This is a genomic window from Clostridium sp. AF50-3, from assembly GCF_003477445.1.
Classification (GTDB): domain Bacteria; phylum Bacillota; class Clostridia; order Lachnospirales; family Lachnospiraceae; genus Otoolea; species Otoolea fessa.
The window spans coordinates 316114-338358 of the sequence record NZ_QUDH01000002.1; the positions used below are offsets into that span (position 1 = coordinate 316114).

Here is a 22245-nt window from a genome sequence, read left to right on the forward strand (position 1 = left end):
ATTCCGTTACTGGGCACGTATGCGTGAACAGTAACGTTTTCTTTCAAATTCTATCCCCGCACCGGATGGCCATCTTCCTTCGGCATCTTCTTCGCCGCCCGCCAGAAGCAGATCATATGTGCCGTCGCAGTGACCGCCCAGGAGATTGGGTACGACAGATACAGGATCGCCAGCGATCGCTGCGCTGCAAATATGGTAAAGATCCAAATCACTCGCAGTCCGCAGGCGCCGGTCAGAGAGACTAGCGTCGGCAGGATCGAATACCCAAGTCCGCGGATGCTTCCGACCATCGTATCCATCACGCCGCACAGGAAATACGTCGTACAGATGATCGACATCCGGAGCAGTCCATAGGAAATAACGTCGGCGTCTTCTGAATATATCTGCAACAGCCACGGACCGCCGAGGTATGCTGCAAATCCAAGCACCAGTCCTACTGTCACAACGACGCCCTGGCAGGTGGCAAGAATCTTTTTGATCCGCGTGTATTTCTCTGCTCCGATATTCTGACTCGTAAAGCTTAAATTGGTCTGGTACAGCGCATTCATCGAGGTATACACAAATCCCTCGATATTCTGCGATGCCGTGTTGCCTGCCATCGCGATCGAACCGAAGGAATTGACAGACGACTGAATCAGTACGTTGGAGATCGCAAAAATCGCCCCCTGAATACCAGCCGGAAGACCTACCTTTATAATAAGAAGAAGTTTCCTCCGGTTGACTCCCAGCTTGGAAAGCGACAGCTTCATCGCGCCATCTGAACGCATCAGGCAGCGGATAACCAGAAATGCGGAAATACACTGGGAAATCACGGTTGCCAGCGCGACACCTGCTACATCCATCTGGAGCTGGGTAACAAAGAATACGTTCAGTGCCGCATTGATAACACCTGCCACGGTCAGGAAATACAGCGGGCGTTTCGTATCGCCGATCGCGCGCAGGATTGCACTTCCGAAATTGTACACCATCGTTGCCGGCATACCGGCAAAATAAATCCGCATGTAGATCGTCGATTTATCGATGACATCGTCCGGCGTCCCCATCAGTTCCAGCCAGAAACGTGAGGTAAACAAACCCAAAAAGACCAGAAACAGCCCGCTCATCAGGCTGACCGTGATCGCCGTATGGATTGTCTCGCTCATGTCGCGGTCATTCTTCGCACCATAATAGCGCGCTACCAGGACATTCGCGCCGATCGACAGACCAATAAAGACGTTAATGAGAAGATTAATAAGGGAACTGGTCGAGCCGACTGCTGCCAGAGACTGGCTGCCTGCAAAACGTCCCACCACAATCACATCCGCCGCATTAAAAAGAAGCTGAAGCACGCCAGAAAGCATCAACGGAATGGAGTATGTAAGTACCTTTCTGAGAATCGGGCCATTGCACATATCCATTTCATAGGATTTCGCCATGTTTTTTTCCTTTCGTATCCAAAAAAAGTCCTTTCATTTTTCAAAGGCTGGTCAGTTGATACTATTCTACCCCCTTTCCATACACTTTTCAAGCGTTCTTTTATCGTTGACTTTTTCTCAGCGCGTCTTATAATAAAAGCAGCTAAATTGTGACTGTGAAGGTACTGAACAGTTACGATAAATTTATGGCGTAAACTGTCCGGCATCTTCACAGTTACAGCCACTCTATTTATAAGGAGGACATCATGATGAACACACAGCGACTTGATAAAATTTTGAAAAAAATGGAGACAGAGGGACTCGATCAGATGATTATTTCCGATCCATATGCGATCTATTATCTGACGGGTCGCTTTATTGATCCGGGTGAACGTCTGCTGGCACTTTACATTAACCAGTCCGGCAAGAATAAGATCTTTATCAATAACCTCTTTACCGTTCCGGAAGATCTGGGCGTAGAAAAATTCCGTTTCTCGGATACAGACGATTACCTGACTCCTCTGTGCGACTGTGTTGAGGCAGGCAAACCGCTCGGTATTGATAAAACATTTGCTGCCCGTTTCCTGATTCCGGTCATCGATCATTCGGGCGCTTCCTCCTACAAGGTCAGCTCCATCTGCATCGATGAGGTCCGTGCGTGCAAGGATGACGAAGAACGTGAAAAAATGCGTGCGGTTTCCGCAATCAATGATAAGGCGATGGCACAGTTCCGAGGTCTGATCCATGAGGGCGTGACTGAGGAAGAGATCGCTTCCAAGATGTTAGATATTTATAAGAGTCTCGGTGCAGACGGATATTCCTTTGAACCACTGGTTGGCTTCGGTGCAAACTGCGCGCTTGGACACCACGGTCCGGACAACACGGTTCTGAAAGAGGGCGACACCGTCCTGTTTGATGTTGGATGCAGGAAGGATGGCTATTGTGCCGATATGACACGTACTTTCTTCTATAAAAAAGTACCGTCTGAGAAGCACCGCGCTATTTATGAGACCGTCCGCCGCGCAAATGCTGCCGCAGAAGCAATTCTGAAACCGGGCGTTCCGCTCTGCGAAGTCGATAAAGCTGCCCGCCAGATCATCGAGGATGCCGGATATGGTCCGAACTTTACCCATCGGCTGGGACATTTCATCGGTCTGGAAGTACATGAGTACGGCGATGTTTCTTCTGCGAACACCAAGGTCGCTGAGGTTGGCAATATCTTCTCCATCGAACCAGGTATTTATGTAGAAGGCGAAGTTGGTGTGAGAATCGAGGATCTGGTGCTGATTACTGAGGACGGATGCGAGATTCTGAACTCCTTCAGCAAGGAGCTGGATATTGTAGAGTAATCACATCGCATAATTTATAACATATAAAAAAGAAACTGTTACAGATGGTATTTCTGGTAATTCCGCTTACAACTCACGAATCATCCAGAAATCCAGTATCTGTAGACAGTTTCTTTTTACTTTTCTTTAAAAGCTAATTATAATTTTCATTTATAAAAAGGCGTTTTTACGCGTTCAGCTTCTCCGTCATCATTTCATTCACTTTACCCGGATTTGCCTTGCCCTTCATCGCTTTCATCACCTGACCAACCAGAAATCCAAGTACCTTTGTCTTTCCACTCTTATACTCTTCCACCGTCTTCGGGTTTGCGGCGAGTACATCGGAAACTGCCTGTTCCAGGGCACTGTCGTCATTGACCATGCCAAGTCCGTGTGCATCGACATAGGCGGACGGATCGACATCTTGCTCGAAAACAGCTGTAAATACTTCTTTTGCCGTGTTGTTATTGATCGTTCCGGCATCGACCAGATCGATGAGCTGTGCCAGATGCATCGGGGAGAACCACAGGCTTTCAGCGTCCTGTCCTTTTTCCTTGAGCAGGCGGCTTGCCTCGCCGATCAGCCAGTTTGCCGCTTTCTTCGGTTTCTGGCAGATGGTAGTGGTCTTTTCAAACATATCCGCCATCTTCTTAGACTCAGTCAGAATGCGGCTGTCATATTCAGACAGACCATATTCACTCTGGTAACGTGCCATTTTTTCCGGCTGCAATTCCGGCAGGGCGGCGCGGACGGATTCCAGCCATTCATCGCTGATGCAGACCGGCGGAAGATCCGGATCCGGGAAATAACGGTAATCTTTCGCATCCTCTTTAGAACGCATCGCATAGGAGTATTCCTTGTTGTCATCCCAGCGTCTCGTCTCCTGGATGACCTTCCTGCCCTCTTCCAGCAGCTCAATCTGGCGGGCGCGCTCACCGTCGATCGCACGGGCAATCGCCTTGAAAGAGTTCAAGTTCTTCATCTCGGTTCTCGTACCAAATGTCTCACTTCCCACCTCACGGACCGATAAGTTGACATCGGCACGCATCGAACCTTCCTGTAACTTACAATCTGATGCGCCCAGATACTGTACCAGCAGGCGCAGGCGTTCGAGGTAGGCAATAACCTCATCAGCACTCCGCATATCCGGCTCAGAAACGATCTCGATCAACGGCACGCCGCTTCGGTTGTAATCAACCAGCGAGCAGTCTTCCCACTCGTCGTGGATCAGCTTTCCGGCATCTTCCTCCATGTGAATTTCATGAATACGAATTTTCTTTTCACCGGCAGGCGTATCGATCGGGATATAACCGTCGTGGCAGATCGGGAGATACAGCTGGGAAATCTGATAGTTTTGCGGGTTGTCCGGGTAAAAATAGTTTTTCCGGTCAAATTTACAGAACTGGTTGATACCACAGTTTGCCGCCAGACCGACAGACATCGCGTATTCAACGACCTTCTTATTTAAAACCGGCAGAGAACCCGGCATACCGGTACAAACCGGGCAGGTATGAGTATTTGGTTTTGCTCCAAATTCGGTGGAGCAGCCGCAGAAAATCTTGGTTTTCGTCGCCAGCTCTACGTGTACCTCCAAGCCGATGACTGTCTCATATTCTTTCTTCATCTTATCTGCCCTCCTTGTCTGTCATAACCGGAAGCTTCCATGCACCTCTCGCCTTTTCGTATGCAGATGCCGCGCCAAACAGCTTCTTTTCCTGAAAGCAGTCTGCAATCATCTGAAGCCCGATCGGAAGTCCCTTCGAATCCAGCCCGCACGGAACTGAAATGCCCGGAAGACCTGCCAGGTTGACCGAAACAGTATAAATATCGCCCAGATACATCTTCATCGGATCGGAAAGGCTGTCGCCCAGCAGCGGTGCCGTGGACGGCGCTGCCGGTCCCAGAATGACATCGTATTTCTCAAACGCCTTGTCAAATGCCTGTTTAATCAATGCTTTTGTGCGGAGTGCTTTCAGATAATATGCATCGTAGTAGCCGGAACTCAAAACGAACGAACCGAGCATGATACGGCGTTTTACCTCTGGTCCAAAGCCCTCGGAACGGCTCTTTTTATACATTTCATGTAAATCTTCATATTCCGGTGTGCGGTAACCGTACTTCACACCGTCAAACCGGGACAGGTTGGAGCTTGCCTCCGCCGATGCAATGACGTAATATGCTGGGATCGCATACTCAACCATGCCTAAATCAAAAAACTCCACTTCTGCCCCGCGTTCTTTTAACGCCTCAGCTGCCGCCAGAACAGCTTTTTTTACATCTTCATCGAGTCCTTCGCCCAGATAATCGGACGGGATTCCGATCTTCATCCCTTTTACCTCTCCGGTCAGGGCAGCGGTAAAATTGTACGCCTCCCGCTTGACAGAGGTGCTGTCCTTTTTATCATAGGAAGCGATCGTCTCCAGAATTGCCGCGCAGTCTGCGGTATCTTTCGCAATCGGTCCAATCTGATCCAGCGAGGAACCATAGGCGATCAGACCATACCGGGAAACCGTTCCATAGGTCGGTTTGATGCCGGTCACGCCGCAGAAGGAACTTGGCTGGCGGATGGAACCGCCCGTATCTGAACCAAGAGCAAAAAAGGTCTCTCCCGCTGCGACAGCCGCACACGAGCCACCGGAAGATCCGCCCGGTACATGCTCTGTATTCCAGGGGTTTTTCGTCGGTCCAAACCAGGATGTCTCGGTCGTACTTCCCATCGCAAATTCATCCATATTTGTCTTGCCAAGCAGGATCGCACCGGCTTTTTTGAGGTTCAGCGCTGCCTCCGCTGAGTACGGAGGTACAAATCCCCTTAAAATTTTGGAACTGCACGTTGTCTCAATTCCCTCTGTACAAATATTATCCTTGATCGCCATTGGAACGCCCGCCAGCGGTCCGGTCAGGGTGCCATCGTCAATCTGTTTCTGGATCTCATCCGCCTGTGCCAGTGCTGCCTCCTCGGTCAGCGTTACATAAGCATGAACTGTATCTTCATATTTATGAATCCGTTCCAGAGATGCCTGTACCGCCTCCCGGACGGAGATTCGTTTTTCTTTAATTTCTTTTCCCAGCTCCAGCGCTGTTAATTCTGAAATTCCCATCCTGATTTCCTCCATATCGCTGCTTATATCTCTAATTCTTTTTACTCCACTGTCCTAGGCACCTTGTACTGTTTTTCTTTCTGCTCCGGTGCATTCGAAAGCATCGCATCTGATTCATCTCCATTTTCCACGACATCTTCGCGGAACACATTGTGAATGTCAAAGACATGCGACATCGGTTCTACCTCCGAAGTATCAAGCTGATTCAGCATATCGATATACTCAAGCATCCGGCTCATGTCGCTTTTCGCTGCCTCCTTTTCCTCCGGGGAAAGGGAAAGCTTTGCTAAAATACCAACATAATCAATCATTTCATCGTCTATTTTCACTGCCATAAGTTCTGTTCCTTCCTATTATAATATGTGTTATGGACAAGCTCTTTGTTTCATAGGAAATTGCGTCCTGTCACGTTACGGTACCAGACGGCTCATATCTCTCGGGAAGAGCGAAACCTCACGGACATTCTCCTCTTCAAGCAGCTGCATCGTCATACGTTCCAGACCGATACCGAGTCCGCCGTGAGGCGGCATACCGTGTTTGAAGGTGCTTAAATACTGTTCCATTCCCTCGGTATCCATACCGCGTTTTTCAATCTTCTCCATCAACTCGGTGTAGCTGTGGATACGCTGTCCGCCGGTTGTGACTTCCAGTCCACGGAATAAAAGGTCAAAGCTGAGTGTTACTTTCGGATCTGTCGGGTCATCCATCGCATAGAATGGACGCTTCTTGGATGGATAATGGGTGACAAACACGAAATCGGCGCCGTACTCTTCTTTAAAATAGCGTCCAATCAGGTGTTCTTCCTCCGGCTCCAGATCGTATGGGTTTTTGATCTGGGTTCCATATTTTTCGGAGGCAAGGCGTTTCGCCTCGGTAAAGGTCACTGCCGGAATCTTCTCTACTTCCGGAAGTTTGACTTTAAGGATTTCCAGCTCCGTGGAATATTCCTTCTTTAAAATTTCCACCATATGATGAAGAAATCCGGTTTCCATCGCCATGATATCGGTAAAATCATCGATATATCCCATCTCAAAATCCAGTCCGGTATATTCGTTTAAATGGCGTTTCGTGTTATGCTTCTCCGCACGGAACACCGGACCAACCTCCATCACACGGTCAAACACGCCGACCATCATCTGTTTGTAAAACTGCGGACTCTGCGCTAACACCGCCGGGCGGTGAAAATAATCGAGTTTAAAGACGTTTGCTCCGCCCTCGGCTCCTTTTGCTCCGATCTTCGGGGAATGAATTTCCGTAAATCCTTCTCCATACAGGTACTCCCGGAATGCCCGTGCGATTCCTTCCTGGATTCTGAAACGTGCGCGCTCCCGCAGGTTGCGGAGTGTCAGAGAACGCATATCCAGTTTGGCTTCCAGGGATACGCTCATTTTCCATTTTGATACGGCAATCGGCATCGGTTCTTCCGGTTTCGAGAGGATCCGAACACTCTTTAAACGAAGTTCCATGCCTCTCGGCGCCCGCTCTTCTTTTCGGAGGACACCGGAAACTTCTACGAATGTTTCTTCTCTTAATTCAGTAAAATCTGCGTCGGTCACACCTTTTTCATAGACAGTCTGCAGCACGCCGTCACGTTTCCGGAGAATCACAAATGCGATATCGCCCATGTTGCGGACACTCATGATCGCGCCGTTTACCTTTACTTCCCGTCCTTCCATACCGTCTGCAAACACGGCTGCCAGATCCAGCACTTCTTTTTCCTTTTTACCTGTCATAAATTCCATCGCTGTTTCCTCTCTTTCTCTGCTTTTTGATATGTCCGGGACGGGAATAATGAAAAAGAATGTGCCTTGGCACATTCTCGCGCCGAGCGCGGTCGCTTGCGACAAACTACATCTTCGCGCGAGTGCGCATCATTGGCACGTTAGTGCCTTTTTGTGTAATAGGGGATTCCAAGGAATTTCCTATTACACAAAAGTCCCGGAATGACGTTCACTCACATCATTCCGGGACGGGATATTCCCGCGGTACCACCCGCATTTAAAAAGAAACGATTGTTTTTCTTTTTACTCTTTCGCTGCTTAACGCGCAGTCACGTGATGACCTACCTGCGGCGGCTGGCGGGGTGTCCAGTGTCGCTCTCAGTCATCCGGCTCCGGAGTGTTCCCTATTGTCCCGCTCCCTCCTGACACGGCTCTCAGCCGGTGACCGCGTCTTTCTGTCGGATTCTTCGAAACAGAGTCTCCATCTTTGCCTTTTAAAAAAGTGGGCACGAATACCATGATTATCATGGCATCCTTGCCCACCCCGTTGGATTCAATTTTTTATGTTCAAACTATAAACTATTTTTCTGAGTTTGTAAAGAGGTTTTTTAATTTTTTTTCACGCAGTAATTCTGTATGGAATATGTCAGCTTCGCTGACCAGTATCACGCGCCAAGTCTCACAGATGTTCGACTTAAATAGAAGAAATCTTGTACAATATCCTCCCTTGAAACATTTTTTCAAAATTCGTGTGCAAATTGTATTGACATTCAGAATTTTTCGTGTATACTACTACACATAAAAGCAAGGGCGCTTCGAGATGATCGAGGTGCCCTTTTCTTTATGTAAAATGTGTCAGAGCACATTCATCTTACGTAGATTTAATCATCACAAAATCGCAGACATAAAACCTGAAAGGAGACATGAGTTATGAAAAAAAACATCCCTGAACTGTATGGAAGTCTTGTATTCAACGACAAAGTCATGAAAAGCAAATTGCCGCGCGATGTTTATAAGGCACTCCGCAAAACGATTGAAAATGGCAGCCATCTGGATCTCGACATTGCAAATGCAGTCGCAGTTGCAATGAAGGAATGGGCCGTTGAAAATGGTGCAACTCACTTCACACACTGGTTCCAGCCGATGACCGGCATCACTGCTGAGAAGCACGACAGTTTCATCAACCCGGTTGGCAATGGCGAAGTTATCATGGATTTCTCCGGCAAAGAGCTGGTAAAGGGCGAACCGGATGCATCCAGTTTCCCATCCGGCGGACTTCGTGCCACCTTTGAGGCAAGAGGTTATACAGCCTGGGATCCAACCTCCCCAGCATTTATTAAAGACGATACACTCTGCATCCCGACCGCATTCTGTTCCTACAGCGGCGAGGCACTTGATACCAAAACCCCTCTTCTGCGTTCGATGGAAACCATCAACCGCGAGGCGCTGCGTGTCCTGAAACTCTTCGGAAACGAAGATGTGACCCGCGTTGTCTCCACCGTTGGTCCGGAACAGGAGTATTTCCTGGTTGATAAAGAACTGTTTAATAAGAGAAGCGATTTGAAATTTTGCGGAAGAACTCTGTTTGGCGCACCGGCTCCGAAGGGGCAGGAAATGGATGACCACTATTTCGGCGCTCTCCGTCCGAGAGTTTCCGCTTTCATGAAAGAACTGGATGAAGAGCTTTGGAAACTCGGTATTCCGGCAAAAACCAAACACAACGAGGTAGCTCCGGCGCAGCATGAACTTGCCACCATCTACACAACTACCAATGTGGCAGTTGACAATAACCAGCTCACTATGGAAATCATGAAACGTGTGGCAGAAAAACATGGTCTTGTATGCCTGCTCCATGAGAAACCATTTGAGGGCATCAACGGAAGCGGCAAACACAACAACTGGTCTTTATCGACCAACACCGGCGAAAACCTACTTGATCCGGACCGTGATCCGGCAAAGAACTTACAGTTTCTTCTCTTCCTGTTCGCAACGATCAAGGCAGTCGATGTCTACGGCGATCTGCTCCGCGTATCAGTTGCAACTGCCGGAAATGACCACCGTCTGGGCGGCAACGAGGCGCCGCCAGCTATCGTGTCTATGTTTATCGGCGATGATCTGGAAGCAGTTCTCAATATTGTGGAAAAAGATCTGGAGTCTGAGGCAAAAGAAATCCAGACCATGAAGCCGGGCGCAAAGGTTCTGCCGCACTTTATCAAAGATACGACCGACCGCAACCGCACTTCTCCGTTTGCCTTTACCGGCAATAAATTCGAGTTCCGTATGCCAGGTTCCGCTCTCTCTGTATCGGAACCGAACATTGTCATCAATACAGCCGTAGCTGAAGTTTTAGGCGAATTTGCAGACCGTCTGGAAGGTCTTTCAGGCAAGGCTCTGGAGGCAGAAATCCATCTGCTCTTAAAGGAAGTGCTGCGTGATCACCGCCGCATCGTATTCAACGGCAACGGTTACACCAGCGAATGGGTAGAGGAAGCTCACAAACGCGGACTCTTCGACCTGCCGAGCTGTGCAGAGGCATTTCCGCGCCTGATTGCTGAGAAAAACGTAGAACTGTTCCTGAAACACGGCATCTATACCAAGGAGGAACTCTTCTCCCGCTACGAAATCAAGGAAGAGAACTACATCAAGACCATCAACATCGAGGCAAAGACGATGCTTTCGATGATGAAGAAGACCTTCCTGCCGTCCGTCCTCTCCTACTGCAAGGAGCTGGCTGAAACCGCCGCAAAGACAAAGGCAATCCTGCCGGACGCACCGATCAGCGCCGAGAGCAAACTGCTTGAGAAGCTGTCCGGTCTCTACACCGAGATTTCCGAGAAAACCGAAGCACTGGCAGAGGCTGAAAAAGCGGCAGAATCCATGGAAGATAATATCGAGAAGGTTGCATATTTCCACTATACGATTCTTGCCAAGATGGATGACTTGAGAAGCAGCGTTGATACCGCAGAAGCCCTGATTCCAGATTCCTTCCTGCCGTATCCGACTTACGATGAACTGCTGTTCTCCGTATAATCTGACATGTCAATATTATGACTTGATTGAAAAATCGAGAAAAATGTGTTATGATTTGGCTGCAAAATATTGGTATATTGTCTTTTATACTGATATTTTGCAGTCAATTTTGGGTTCTTATCCCTGTTATTTTCTTATCATTCAGGTATCTTGAATACAAAGGAGGTTTATATCATGAGGGAGTCACTCACATACGAAACCGGGCTTCGTGAGGAATGCGGCGTATTTGGAATGTTTGACCTGGAGGGCGGCGATGTTGCCAGAGATATGTACTACGGACTCAGCGCACTCCAGCACCGCGGTCAGGAGTCATGCGGCATCGCAGTCTGTGACACGAACGGTCCAAAGGGCGTTGTCAACTGCTACAAAGGGCTGGGACTTGTCAATGAGGTATTTCATGAGGAGACGTTAAAACGCCTCGGCGGCAATCTGGGAGTTGGTCATGTCCGCTACTCCACAACTGGTTCTTCTACCATCGAAAACACACAGCCACTGGTACTTAAATATTTTAAGGGAACACTCTGTCTGGCGCACAACGGAAACCTGGTAAATGCGTTTGAGATGCGCCGCCAGCTTGAAGAAACCGGCGCAATCTTCCAGACGACGATGGATTCAGAGGTAATCGCGTTCCACATCGCCAGAGAACGTCTGGCTGCCCCGACCGCCGAAGAGGCAATCAAACGGACCGCGGCAAAAACACGTGGCGCTTATGCCCTGATTATCTCCAGCCCGCGCAAGCTGATCGGTGTTCGTGACCCATTTGGTCTGCGTCCTCTCTGCCTCGGCAAAAAGGGAAATGTCTGGATCATGGCATCGGAAAGCTGTGCCATCACCTCGGTCGGCGGCGAATTTATCCGTGATATCGAACCGGGTGAGATCGTGACCATCACCCGCGACGGCGTTTTTTCTGATAAAAGCCTGCAGCAGGAAAAACGGGCGCACTGCGTTTTCGAATACATCTATTTTGCCCGCCTCGACAGCCACATCGATGATGTGAGCGTCTATGAGGCTAGGCTGCGCGGCGGCGCGGCTCTCGCACATTCCTTCCCTGCCGATGCCGACCTCGTCGCCGGTGTACCGGATTCCGGCCTGACCGCCGCGATGGGATATGCGAAGGCATCCGGCATTCCATATGAGATTATTTTCCATAAAAATAGCTATGTCGGCAGAACCTTCATCAAACCGACCCAGGAAGAACGCGAAAATAGCGTCCGTATCAAGCTTAATATTCTGGAACCGGCTGTCAGGGGAAAACGCATTGTCCTCGTCGATGACTCTATCGTGCGCGGTACGACGATGAAAAACCTGATCCGCATGCTCAAAAAAGCCGGGGCGAAGGAAGTCCATGTGCGCGTCAGCTCTCCGCCATTCCTCTTCCCCTGCTATTTCGGTACCGATGTCCCATCCAATAAACAGCTCATCGCCAGCAGCCATTCCGTCGAAGAAATCTGCCGGGAGATCGGTGCGGATTCGCTTGGATATATGCCGGTTGAAGATCTCGAGGAGATGGCAGGCGGACTGCCGCTCTGTACGGCATGCTTTACCGGAAACTATCCGATGGATGTGCCGGATGGGGAGATTAAGGATGCATTAGAATAAATATTGTGCAAATAAAAAAGGGCTCTCACCGAGTCCTTTTTTATCCCTCACACTTTTTCACGTTTTGTCAAAACTTTTGTTTTTGTTTAAAATGTCTTATATGTTTTTATACATTGGATGACGGACGGTTGTTCTGCGCTTTTAACGCTTTCAACTCGTCAAATACAACATCGTTCAGAACCTTAATGTAGGTTCCTTCATACCGGACGAACGGGACTCTATAACGCCTGCACTCTCAAACTTGCGGAGTGCATTGACGATAACGGAACGGGTAATGCCGACTCTGTCTGCAATCTTGCTGGCTACCAGAATGCCCTCGTTGCCTTCCAGCTCATCGAAGATGTGGGTAATTGCTTCCAGTTCGGAGAAGGACAGGGTGCTGATCGCTGATTTAACGATCTGGATCTTTCTTGTCTCCTCTGCATTCTCCTCGTTGACAGAACGCATCATCTCAAGTCCGACAACAGTGGTTCCGTACTCACTCAGGATGATATCGTCGATGTCGTACTGTGCATCTGATTTGTAGATGAACAGAGTACCCAGTCTCTCACCGGATATATCAATAGGCGTGATGATCGCCTGATACTTCTTCACGTTCTCCTCGGCGAATCCCAATGTGGCAAGGTTGACATTTTCCTTCGTTGACAAAACGCTTAAAAGGCGTTCATTCAACATACGGTCAACAAAACCGCCGACCTGATCCTTGATCAACTCTTCGATCTCATCCACACCCTCATGAATCGCAACTCCGAGTACTTTACCTTTCTTGCTGATTACGAGAATATTGGATTCCAGTATGTCACTGAGGACTTCACAAATGTCATTGAACACAACCTTATGAGAATGGTTGTTGTGCAATAACTTATTAATTTTTCTAGTTTTGTCCAGTAATTGAACGCTCATTTTACCAGTTACCTCCTTTGCCTTTATCGTAAATTAGAATTCGATCCTAACCTGTAAGAATTGTAACACGATTTTCGTATAATAGCAAGAGTTTTTCTGTATTTTTCATTTTTTTTTAATAATTAATATCTATTTCAAGAGTTTTTATGAGTTTTTTACATTTGCCAAATTAACATCAAAAAAATATTGATTTTACGATGTTTTTCGCCTTATCATGTTAATCATGTACCAATTATGTACCATTTACTGATAAAGCACTTTCGACCAAGTAAATTTCTTTTTCACTTTGGTCTTCTGTGGTGTCTACATAGAGGTTCATTGTGGTAGTAATATCTGCGTGTCCTAAGAGCGTTTGCAACGTCTTTGGTAACATTCCGCCTTCAATACATCGCGTAGCAAATGTGTGTCTGAGGATATGCATTGAGATTTCACGTATCCCAACCCTGCGGCACACAGTTCGCAAAGCTGAATCAACATTCCCCATAATCAGAGGCGTACCATTCTTACGCAGAAATACGTAACTTTCCCATTCTTGCTCTGCCGATTCAATTTGTTTATCTTTTTCTTTTTGCAGCGACAACACTCTTATCGCTTCCGCAGTTAAAGGCACTTTTCTAAAGCCAGCTTCACTTTTAGGATCTCCAATTCTCCAACTTTGTATTTTGCTATCATAACTCAGCGAATGGCGAATATGTATGGCTTTATTTTTCAAATCGACATCGCTCCATTGCAGCCCGGATATTTCCCCGATTCTTAATCCGGTTTGTAGGGCTAAAACATATACATATTCGAATTCGTTGCCTATAATGCCCTTGCACAAAGTTTTTTGCTCATCAATGGTCAACGCTTTTCTTGGATTGGATTTTTGTCCAATTTTATATTCAATACGTTTACCACAAGGGTTTTTTGAAAGAACATCATTTTGTACGGCGTATTCCAATAGGTCTTTCAAAATTATCTTTATATTTTTAATAGAGGCTGTTTTCATTCCGGCATCAGACATATTATTCAAAATTAACTGGCAATCCATAGATGTTACCTTAGCCAACATTTTGTCGCCGATTACAGGTTTGATATAATTCTTATAATTGGTTTCATAAGTATTAATTGTTGAAATTCTAAGCTTCCTTTTTTTCATCCCGATCCAATAATTATACCATTCGGAAACCAATATTTCATCTGGAAAATTGAGATTGCGGTGTTTGTCGTCATATTCTGCATTCGCAACCCACTTTCTGCATTCTTGAAACTTTTTAAAAATTTTCTGCTTCCGCTTTCCGCTAAAGGTTGTGTATCGCCCCACGTAATACCCATCTTTTCGTTGGGTTATGCCGATGCCAAGCTCCTTCCCTTTTAGGTCTTTTCCCATACGATTTAAAACTCCTTTCTTAAATGAGAAAAGCCTTATGTGCTATTATGTTAGCACATGAAGCACCAAAAGTCTACAATTCAATGTTTTCTGACAGATATTTTTCTAAATTTTTCCTTTTAATCAACCTTTTTCTTCCCACATAGATAACGAATTCGCATCGAGGATTATTTGTCAGCTCTCTTAACTTATTGATTCCGATGCTGGTGTAAGCCGCGGCTTCCTCCAATGTCAGTGCCGCCTTCTCCCAAATAGGTACAGATTCTTTTGTCATTGCTCGCCTTTCTCAAGTTTAGAAAGAGGACATTCAGAAGAACGTCCTCCATATTTTAGTAACAGAAATAATGCCACGGTGTTTTTAGGTACACGCCGCGTCCCTGTTTCCCGCCGGACTGCCACACCACATTTCCCGGAAGAATACTGCCATTTTCAAGAATCCATCTGGCATTCGCCCAGTTCCGCTCGGTCGGTTGCCGGTAAAAATTACCATCTGGAATACAGGCATATTGTCTTTTCTGGAAAATAACGTTTTCTAATGAGTTTGGAAAGCGACTGTCCGCTACCCGGTTAAGTACCACCGACGCTACATATCTTTGTTCCATATCATCACACGGTTGCGCTTCTCCGGCGATTAGATGAGCCAGAAGATATAAGTCGTGGTCGGAATAGTTATGATTCACCGGTTCCTCGTAAAGATTCACTGCCTCGATAAAAGCCACACCATCTTCCGCCAAGATCATTGTCCAGCCATCTTCGGTGAATGCCGCGTCAAATGAAGTGTTCTCCATCGCGATGCCCTTTACCTCGGAAGTGGTATCCGGTTCGGCGTAAATTTCAAATGCGCCATGTGCATACATTGTTTTTGTTTCCAATTCGTCCTGTGCCGCCATTTCAACAGCGGTTTTCATATTCATCTCCCCTGCCTGTACCGAGCCAGGCATGACAAACAGTGAAGCAATCGTCGCCGCGACGATAAAAGCCTTTTTCATGAAACCTCCTTTATACAAGGGTTAATAGTTGCTATATCAAACCTTACGGCGTGATAATCTTTTTCTCCGGAACCGCGATTTTAGACAGCGGTTTCATAATTTCATCGTAGAGATCTGCTGGAAATTCATGGATGATTCTTGCAATCTCATCGACGTTTACCGCCTGTAATAAAAGATTTCTCTGTTTGTTTTCAGGATTAATCGCATAGAACCAGGCGAATCCGCCGTTGACCTCCACATAATTGCAACGCGAATCAAAATTCAGCTCACGCCCGTCTTTTAATTTGCATACATTGTGCTGTACTAAACTCATATGTATCTCCTTTCTTATTTTCGCCTAACACTATATACTTCTCTTTTTATCTCCGAACTGTATCAAACTTGCGATCAATGCTGCGGGTGAAACAAAAATTGCAGCCGCAACGCAAATCAAGCCGCCTATCGCCGAAATCACCACGCTGACGATTACGGTCAAAATAGTCCATAACAGCCAGACAAAACTTCCGATCACGATTCCCATAAAACCACCTCCTCGGCACTGAATGTTTTTGCCACATCAATAAGTCGTTGGTTGGAACTCCCGCGAAATGCCAAACTAAGGTCGCGAAAAGACTCCTTGTACTCACCATCAACAACTACATCACACATAACGGTGATTGCCCTACGCCATTGATTTTCAACGATCCCGCCCTCCACATCAAACTTGTCATCATACCAAAGCTGTTCCCATGTGTAGCCCGTATACAGCCAGATCGTCTTATTTGGAAAATTTGTCCTAATCAAATAGAGCAATGGACGAATCTGTCTAATATTGCCTGCGTAAAGAGGATCGCCACCGCTTATCGTAATTCCTGCGACGTAATCCTTCGACAACTCTTTAAAAATCTGTTCATATGCCGCATCGTCGAAAATCTGTCCTGCTTCCGGATCCCATGTCTGAGGGTTATGACAGCCTTTGCAATGATGGTCGCAGCCAGAAACAAACAAGGTGATGCGTACTCCAGGTCCATTGGCAATGTCATTTTTCTTAATCGCACAGTAATGCATACTTTCTCCTATACTCAAAGAGCCAGAATCGCTGCCGAACAGAAATTCTGACTCTTTTATTCAACAACTTATTTTACAGATGCAGCACCCGATCCCGGATTTCCTGGGTACGTCCCTGGTTCCAGAACTGAGTCCCGATGTAACCGCAGGTACGACGTGCGACTGACATTTTATTCTGGTCGCGGTTGCCACAATTCGGGCACTCCCACACCAGCTTGCCAGCCTCATCCTCAACAATCTTGATCTCGCCGTCATAACCACAGCATTCGCAATAATCGCTCTTAGTATTTAATTCTGCATACATGATATGCTTGTAAATATGCTGCATGACCGCGAGCACAGCCGGAATATTATTCTGCATATTAGGTACTTCTACATAGCTAATGGCTCCGCCTGGGGATAATTTCTGGAATTCAGACTCGAACGTGAGTTTTGTAAATGCGTCGATGTCTTCGCGCACATTGACATGATAGCTGTTTGTGATGTAGTTATGGTCTGTGACGCCTGAAATGATACCGAACCGTTTCTGTAAGCATTTTGCAAACTTATAGGTCGTGGATTCAAGCGGTGTTCCATAAACCGAGTAGGCGATGTTTTCTGCCGTGCGCCACTCGGCACACTTGTCGTTCAAACGCTGCATAACTTTCAGCGCAAATGGTCTTGCATCCGGATCGGTGTGACTCTTTCCGGTCATGTACTTACACATTTCATAAAGCCCCGCATATCCAAGCGAAATAGTTGAATAGCCGCCATAAAGCAGTTTATCAATCGTTTCACCTTTTTTTAGTCTCGCGAGAGCGCCATGTTGCCAGAGGATCGGCGCCACATCTGACGGTGTACCGAGTAATCTCTCATGACGACAACGCAACGCACGATGACACAGTTCCAGTCTCTCATCGAGAATCTGCCAGAAGCGCTCCATATCGCCACCGGATGAACACGCCACATCTACTAGATTGATTGTGACAACGCCCTGGTTGAAACGCCCATAAAACTTCATACTTCCGTCTGGATTTCTGATGCCGTCTTCGGCTGTTAAAAAGGAACGACAGCCCATACAAGTGTAAACAGCGCCGTTTTTCATCTCGCGCATGATTTTGGCGGAAATATAATCCGGAACCATCCGTTTTGCGGTACACTTTGCTGCCAGCTTGGTTAGATACCAATACTTCGACTCTTCTGTGATGTTGTCTTCATCCAGAACGTAGATGAGTTTTGGAAACGCCGGTGTGATCCAGACGCCTTTCTCATTTTTGACACCTTGCATTCTCTGGCGCAGTACCTCTTCAATGATCATCTCGAGGTCATCTCTGGTTTGCCCTTCCGGGACCTCATCTAAATACATATACATCGTAACGAACGGAGCCTGTCCATTGCAGGTCATTAGAGTAATGAGCTGGTACTGGATTGTCTGGATACCACTCTTAACCTCTGTTTTCAGACGGTTCTCGACGATGTGATTGATTGTGTTTTCATCTAATGAGTCGCCGCACGCGGTACGCTCTTCGACGACTGCATCCCGGATTTTCTGGCGGCTAATATCGACAAATGGCGCCAAATGTGCAAGAGAAAACGACTGTCCGCCATACTGGTTGCTGGCTACTTGCGCTACGATCTGAGTCGTGACGTTGCAGGCAGTAAAGAAACTGTGTGGCTTCTCAATCATCGTTTCGCTGATCACAGTGCCGTTCTGCAGCATATCCTCCAGATTAATTAAGTCGCAGTTATGTTCTCTCTGTGCAAAATAATCGCTATCATGGAAATGAATGATTCCTTCTTTATGTGCGCGAACAATTTCCTCCGGCAGCAGTACACGCTCCGACAAATCCTTGCTGACCTCGCCCGCCATGTAATCGCGTTGGGTAGAATTAATCATTGGATTTTTGTTGGAATTTTCCTGATTAACCTCCTCGTTGACATGATCTAAAAGTGTCAGAATGCCATTGTCCGTCGTGTTTGATTTGCGCTTCAGCTCTCTACGATAACGGTAACGTACATATTTCTGGGCGACTTCATAGCCGCGCACCTCCATGATGCCGGTTTCGACCATGTCTTGAACATCCTCTACATTTACCGCGTGCGGCGCCTTCTGTACCTGCTCGACAATAGATGACGCGACGGCTTCAATCTGGTATGCTGTCATCTGATGAATCCGGTCAACCTCTTTATTTGCTTTCGTGATCGCATTCACAATCTTTGCCTGGTCAAAATCCACTTCTTCGCCATTTCGTTTAATTATTTTTTTTGCCAACTTATCCTCTCCTTTCTATCTTCGGATCTCGCCCGTCCCACAACTTCGGCACTCCAAACACACGTGCGAGCTTGGGGATTCCGTGTAATTCGGAACCCGGCGAAGCCCGTCAATAATATATTCCCTGTTTTCAATCATGATTGTGATGAAATCGTCGTCGCAGGGGAGAGATCTCTTTAACATTCCTACGGTTGCTATCACTTACCCTTTTTCACCTCCTCTCAATCGTCTAAAAGCAACTCTGCCGCGACTTCATTCCAGTTCGCGCAGCGCAGCCCGTCCCAGCCTTTATTCCACTCATAAACCTTACCGAAGCAGATCTTCTTTTTGGCATTAGTCGCGCTTAAATATTTCATATTGTCATCAATAAAAATTGCATCGCTCATATCTAAATGGGATTTATCCGTAAATTCGTCCGGATTGATGATGTGAATTTTAGAAATGTAAGGCATATGTTTTTGGATCCAACGTTCTTTGCCGATGCCGTTTGGTTGAGGACACATCGACGCCACTTCAATCGAATACTGCGACGACAACATACGGATAACTTCTTCTCCGTCGCGCATAAATTGTAGACGCTCAAAAAATCGCGGCTGGTTCCAAAGAGCATCAATATACCAAGGATTTGCCAGCTCTAACTCTACCATTCCCCACGTCTTGATGCTTTCCGGCGCTACCGGCGTGAACCCGGCATAATACCGAAAATCTTCATTATATAAAGAAACAATGGATGCGATTGAATCGGTGATTGTTCCGTCAAAATCAAGAATTAGTCTCTGCTTTTGCACGCTCCTGCTCCTTTCGTATGATTCGTTCCAGTTTTTCCACGCCGCTTTCAAAGGTTCCATCATTCAGAATATGGTACTGCCACGGCATATCGTGTTCGTACTGGCTAAAATGTTCGTCCTCTGATTTTCGTCGCTCTTCAAACACGGCATCGCCGCGCTGTGCTGCCCGTTGCTTTGCCGTAGAGCTTGGGACGCGGATATAAACTTGAATAAAATTATATTCGTCCCCGACGGTATCCAGTAAGAATTTGATTCCAGCGGGGTCAATTACATAAATATCTGATTCATCCAGAATTTCGCGGGTCACAAAATATTTGGCGCCGTTGATTTCTGTGTACGCAACCATATCGTTTTCATATCCTGCGACGTCTTCCTCTGAAATAAAGATATGATCGGAGTTTTCAGAGGTTTCTCCGGGACGCGGCGGACGGGTCGCGTATGATTTGACCGGTACGAGACCGGTCTTTTCACACACTGCATGGACAAGGCTGCTTTTTCCCACCGCGCTTCTACCTGCGACAAGAAAGATTGTTTTTTTACTCATTGGTATCTCCTTCATACATAATCAGCTCTTTTGCATACGGCAGCGACTCAACCCACGCAACAAATTGTTCCGACCATTCCGTGAGTTTATGATGACGTCGCTGGAAGTACATATTACGGACGTTCTCATAGTTTAATGTAACGGTGCGGGTCTGAAGCCAGGATTCAGGAAGCCAACGCACGAGTTCTTTCCAATATCTTCTATCTTTTGTTTTAAGATAAGCCTGCCTAAGAGATTCCAACCAATCAATAATACACGGCGGTTCTTCGGAAGATGAAAAAAGGAATTTTTGCTCTCCATCGACAAGTTCGCTGATTAAGCCCTTGTTGTAATCGCCTATTTCGAAACACTCCATTGTGATCGGCGTAGACGCCAGCTTATGCATGGTGCTTTCACTATTTGTTATTACGCCTACACGATACTGATCGGCTTCTTTCCACCAGAAGAGAGGTGCGGTAATATCAACGCAAACCATGATCTGACGCATGAATTTACTGTGAGAACTTCCTTCCTTGATCGACGCCTTTAATAAGCGCTGCATTAGCTCCAAGTCATTTGCTCCGAGAACGAAACCGCATTTGCCGTCATCTGTGAAATCAGACTGATAGCTATCACTGCGATCCCAGCTCTGCATCGGATTTCTAAGCCCACGAACAGCGCCGTCAAGATTACAAACTTTTGTATGCTCAAATTTCATATAAACCTCCTCTACCACCATAAACGTTGAAGCCATTTTGCGAACAACTGCAATCCTTCTTCGATTACTTCCTGCCGCCGCCGTTCTTCCTGCTTATGTTTTTCTTCAATCTCAGCGACCCAATCCTCTTTTTCGATGATTAAGCGTTCAAATTCGCTGCCTTCGATCGGCGCGCCATACATATGTAGACCGTCAATATAATCATATTTGGGATCATCAATCCACCAGTCGCTCTGATCTAAAACATATTCGAAAGCCAGGATCATCTTGTCAAGAGCCGCCATCCATTTCTCATGCGTATCCATTTCGCCGCAACCGGGACAACCGTCTTCGACCTCCCTGAACTTTCTCAGCCGGGGCAAGACAAATTCGGCGATACGGCAATCCAGATTCCAAAGCTCCTTGGGGGCGACGTATTTGCCATGTTGTTTCAGCCACTTTTTTCGTGCGCGTTTATTCATCTACGCCTCCTCAATCAACATAATCCGTAAACTCCTTCCCGCAACACATACATTTCACTGTCTGACAATCTATGATGCCGCTTGGCAGAAACGTAAAAACAAATTGTTCACCAGCAGTTGCACGAGTTATGCAACCTTGTCTTACATGGTCCTGCATCCACTTATTGATTCTGGGACTTGTTTCAAATGTCATCTAATCACCTCCCCGCTCTCTAATATCTAATATCAAAATTTCCATGCTCATTGATCCAGTCAATTATCTCTTTGTATCCAAGTCCGCCCTGTTCTCTGGGTCGCATGATATAGTCATACTGTTTTGGATGCGTCAACTTCATCCGCTCAAACCGCCCGTTTCCCGGCTTTTCCAAATGACACCCATAGCCACAGAACATACAGCCGGTACGATCGCAACCCGTCGTTTTGAGCAATGGTCTATCTAAGTCGAGCACTCCCATATCTGCTACATTTTCCGGCAGCGATTCTTTCTCGCCATTTGATCCGACGATGTCTCCATATACAGAGCAGATCTCGAATCGCTTATGCTTCTTGATGTAATTTCGCGCCATCTTTCTACGACGTTTGTCTGCGCTGCATTTGACTTCAAGATTACAGTCGCGTAAGTTTGAATCGTATTCGTCCTGCCGAACCCTGATGTAAAGCAAAACATCTTGCTCCGTCCAGAAACTCATAGGATTGCTGATTGGCGACTTCATATTAAATCCGTTACATCCATTTTTGAGCCACTGCGACGTTCTTAATCGACTTTCACTCGCCATCTGCGCGGTCATCGGCTTTCTTCCGGTTTTTCTGGCGTAAGAATGAACAGGCGATTTTTTCATGATTCGACAACAACTTGCTGAAATTTCGAACGGAGCGTCCAAGAAGAATTGATACTTTGTGAAATTATAAGATGATGGCTTGCCGTTTTTGCCGGGATATGTGCCTATAATTTGCTGATAGCGAGAATTTTCGGTTGGAGCATCTAGGTTAGGATGCAAGAGATTTTGATATGCTGGATTATTT

Annotated in this window: 20 protein-coding genes and 1 pseudogene; 3 read left to right on the forward strand and 18 right to left on the reverse strand. The window is 46.8% G+C overall.

The window, feature by feature from the left end; translation table 11 throughout:
• Positions 1-50 precede the first annotated feature (50 nt).
• A complete protein-coding gene (locus DW085_RS04005) occupies positions 51-1415 on the reverse strand; it encodes an MATE family efflux transporter (RefSeq protein WP_117795454.1) in 1365 nt (454 codons plus the stop codon).
• Positions 1416-1663: 248 nt separating this feature from the next.
• Here DW085_RS04005 and DW085_RS04010 point away from each other — a divergent pair, with 248 nt between their 5' ends.
• Positions 1664-2743 carry a Xaa-Pro peptidase family protein gene (locus DW085_RS04010; RefSeq protein WP_117795456.1) on the forward strand — a complete coding sequence of 360 codons (1080 nt, stop codon included), beginning with the start codon at positions 1664-1666 and terminating at the stop codon, positions 2741-2743.
• 166 nt (positions 2744-2909) lie between these two features.
• Here the strand turns inward: DW085_RS04010 and gatB are convergent, their stop codons facing one another.
• The 4 genes from gatB to aspS all read right to left on the reverse strand — a co-directional run bounded on the left by gatB (position 2910) and on the right by aspS (position 7565).
• A complete protein-coding gene (gatB, locus tag DW085_RS04015) occupies positions 2910-4346 on the reverse strand; it encodes an Asp-tRNA(Asn)/Glu-tRNA(Gln) amidotransferase subunit GatB (RefSeq protein WP_117795458.1) in 1437 nt (478 codons plus the stop codon).
• Position 4347: 1 nt separating this feature from the next.
• Positions 4348-5823: an Asp-tRNA(Asn)/Glu-tRNA(Gln) amidotransferase subunit GatA gene (gene gatA, locus DW085_RS04020; protein WP_118491444.1), complete on the reverse strand. Its 1476-nt coding sequence runs from the start codon at positions 5821-5823 to the stop codon at positions 4348-4350.
• A gap of 41 nt (positions 5824-5864) precedes the next feature.
• On the reverse strand, positions 5865-6158 hold the full coding sequence (gene gatC, locus DW085_RS04025; protein ID WP_106999925.1) for an Asp-tRNA(Asn)/Glu-tRNA(Gln) amidotransferase subunit GatC: 294 nt from the start codon (positions 6156-6158) through the stop codon (positions 5865-5867).
• Positions 6159-6233: 75 nt separating this feature from the next.
• A complete protein-coding gene (gene aspS / locus DW085_RS04030) occupies positions 6234-7565 on the reverse strand; it encodes an aspartate--tRNA(Asn) ligase (RefSeq protein WP_118491446.1) in 1332 nt (443 codons plus the stop codon).
• 909 nt (positions 7566-8474) lie between these two features.
• Between aspS and DW085_RS04035 the strand changes: the two genes are divergently transcribed.
• Positions 8475-10574, forward strand: coding sequence for a glutamine synthetase III (locus tag DW085_RS04035; RefSeq protein WP_118491448.1), 2100 nt, complete (start codon positions 8475-8477; stop codon positions 10572-10574).
• 174 nt (positions 10575-10748) lie between these two features.
• Entirely contained in the window at positions 10749-12173 is a 1425-nt protein-coding gene (purF, locus tag DW085_RS04040) for an amidophosphoribosyltransferase (RefSeq protein WP_118491450.1), read from the forward strand.
• Positions 12174-12279: 106 nt separating this feature from the next.
• On the opposite strand, the pseudogene codY reads toward purF, so the two are convergent.
• The 13 genes and pseudogenes from codY to DW085_RS04105 all read right to left on the reverse strand — a co-directional run bounded on the left by codY (position 12280) and on the right by DW085_RS04105 (position 22061).
• Positions 12280-13076, reverse strand: a pseudogene (gene codY / locus DW085_RS04045) (GTP-sensing pleiotropic transcriptional regulator CodY).
• A 232-nt stretch (positions 13077-13308) separates the two neighbouring features.
• On the reverse strand, positions 13309-14445 hold the full coding sequence (locus DW085_RS04050; protein ID WP_118491452.1) for a site-specific integrase: 1137 nt from the start codon (positions 14443-14445) through the stop codon (positions 13309-13311).
• Positions 14446-14518: 73 nt separating this feature from the next.
• Positions 14519-14719, reverse strand: a complete 201-nt coding sequence (locus DW085_RS04055) for an excisionase (protein WP_118491454.1) — start codon at positions 14717-14719, stop codon at positions 14519-14521.
• A gap of 55 nt (positions 14720-14774) precedes the next feature.
• Positions 14775-15434, reverse strand: a complete 660-nt coding sequence (locus DW085_RS04060) for a cell wall hydrolase (protein WP_118491455.1) — start codon at positions 15432-15434, stop codon at positions 14775-14777.
• A gap of 43 nt (positions 15435-15477) precedes the next feature.
• Entirely contained in the window at positions 15478-15747 is a 270-nt protein-coding gene (locus tag DW085_RS04065; protein WP_118491457.1) for a hypothetical protein, read from the reverse strand.
• 30 nt (positions 15748-15777) lie between these two features.
• Entirely contained in the window at positions 15778-15954 is a 177-nt protein-coding gene (locus tag DW085_RS19050; RefSeq protein WP_182430762.1) for a hypothetical protein, read from the reverse strand.
• Positions 15942-16481, reverse strand: coding sequence for an anaerobic ribonucleoside-triphosphate reductase activating protein (nrdG, locus tag DW085_RS04070; RefSeq protein WP_118491459.1), 540 nt, complete (start codon positions 16479-16481; stop codon positions 15942-15944). The genes DW085_RS19050 and nrdG overlap by 13 nt, the downstream gene beginning before the upstream one ends.
• Before the next feature lie 73 nt (positions 16482-16554).
• Positions 16555-18732 carry an anaerobic ribonucleoside-triphosphate reductase gene (nrdD, locus tag DW085_RS04075; RefSeq protein ID WP_118491461.1) on the reverse strand — a complete coding sequence of 726 codons (2178 nt, stop codon included), beginning with the start codon at positions 18730-18732 and terminating at the stop codon, positions 16555-16557.
• A gap of 221 nt (positions 18733-18953) precedes the next feature.
• A complete protein-coding gene (locus DW085_RS04080; RefSeq protein ID WP_182430763.1) occupies positions 18954-19520 on the reverse strand; it encodes a hypothetical protein in 567 nt (188 codons plus the stop codon).
• Positions 19495-20064 (reverse strand): GTPase, encoded by a 570-nt coding sequence (locus DW085_RS04085; RefSeq protein ID WP_182430764.1) that lies wholly within the window; start codon positions 20062-20064, stop codon positions 19495-19497. Before DW085_RS04085 ends, DW085_RS04080 begins: the two co-directional genes overlap by 26 nt.
• Positions 20057-20761, reverse strand: coding sequence for a hypothetical protein (locus tag DW085_RS04090; RefSeq protein WP_118491467.1), 705 nt, complete (start codon positions 20759-20761; stop codon positions 20057-20059). The genes DW085_RS04085 and DW085_RS04090 overlap by 8 nt, the downstream gene beginning before the upstream one ends.
• 11 nt (positions 20762-20772) lie before the next feature.
• Complete coding sequence (locus DW085_RS04095; protein WP_118491469.1) at positions 20773-21222, reverse strand: hypothetical protein; 450 nt, start codon at positions 21220-21222, stop codon at positions 20773-20775.
• A 212-nt stretch (positions 21223-21434) separates the two neighbouring features.
• On the reverse strand, positions 21435-22061 hold the full coding sequence (locus tag DW085_RS04105; protein ID WP_118491473.1) for a hypothetical protein: 627 nt from the start codon (positions 22059-22061) through the stop codon (positions 21435-21437).
• Positions 22062-22245 lie beyond the last annotated feature (184 nt).

Bases quoted from the DNA above. Each gene is read 5' to 3' on its own strand.
- DW085_RS04005 (WP_117795454.1), bottom strand. From the start codon at position 1,415: ATGGCGAAATCCTATGAAATGGATATGTGCAATGGCCCGATTCTCAGA.
- DW085_RS04010 (WP_117795456.1), top strand. From the start codon at position 1,664: ATGAACACACAGCGACTTGATAAAATTTTGAAAAAAATGGAGACAGAG.
- gatB (WP_117795458.1), bottom strand. From the start codon at position 4,346: ATGAAGAAAGAATATGAGACAGTCATCGGCTTGGAGGTACACGTAGAG.
- gatA (WP_118491444.1), bottom strand. From the start codon at position 5,823: ATGGGAATTTCAGAATTAACAGCGCTGGAGCTGGGAAAAGAAATTAAA.
- gatC (WP_106999925.1), bottom strand. From the start codon at position 6,158: ATGGCAGTGAAAATAGACGATGAAATGATTGATTATGTTGGTATTTTA.
- aspS (WP_118491446.1), bottom strand. From the start codon at position 7,565: ATGGAATTTATGACAGGTAAAAAGGAAAAAGAAGTGCTGGATCTGGCA.
- DW085_RS04035 (WP_118491448.1), top strand. From the start codon at position 8,475: ATGAAAAAAAACATCCCTGAACTGTATGGAAGTCTTGTATTCAACGAC.
- purF (WP_118491450.1), top strand. From the start codon at position 10,749: ATGAGGGAGTCACTCACATACGAAACCGGGCTTCGTGAGGAATGCGGC.
- DW085_RS04050 (WP_118491452.1), bottom strand. From the start codon at position 14,445: ATGGGAAAAGACCTAAAAGGGAAGGAGCTTGGCATCGGCATAACCCAA.
- DW085_RS04055 (WP_118491454.1), bottom strand. From the start codon at position 14,719: ATGACAAAAGAATCTGTACCTATTTGGGAGAAGGCGGCACTGACATTG.
- DW085_RS04060 (WP_118491455.1), bottom strand. From the start codon at position 15,434: ATGAAAAAGGCTTTTATCGTCGCGGCGACGATTGCTTCACTGTTTGTC.
- DW085_RS04065 (WP_118491457.1), bottom strand. From the start codon at position 15,747: ATGAGTTTAGTACAGCACAATGTATGCAAATTAAAAGACGGGCGTGAG.
- DW085_RS19050 (WP_182430762.1), bottom strand. From the start codon at position 15,954: ATGGGAATCGTGATCGGAAGTTTTGTCTGGCTGTTATGGACTATTTTG.
- nrdG (WP_118491459.1), bottom strand. From the start codon at position 16,481: ATGCATTACTGTGCGATTAAGAAAAATGACATTGCCAATGGACCTGGA.
- DW085_RS04085 (WP_182430764.1), bottom strand. From the start codon at position 20,064: ATGAGTAAAAAAACAATCTTTCTTGTCGCAGGTAGAAGCGCGGTGGGA.
- DW085_RS04090 (WP_118491467.1), bottom strand. From the start codon at position 20,761: ATGAAATTTGAGCATACAAAAGTTTGTAATCTTGACGGCGCTGTTCGT.
- DW085_RS04095 (WP_118491469.1), bottom strand. From the start codon at position 21,222: ATGAATAAACGCGCACGAAAAAAGTGGCTGAAACAACATGGCAAATAC.
- DW085_RS04105 (WP_118491473.1), bottom strand. From the start codon at position 22,061: ATGAAAAAATCGCCTGTTCATTCTTACGCCAGAAAAACCGGAAGAAAG.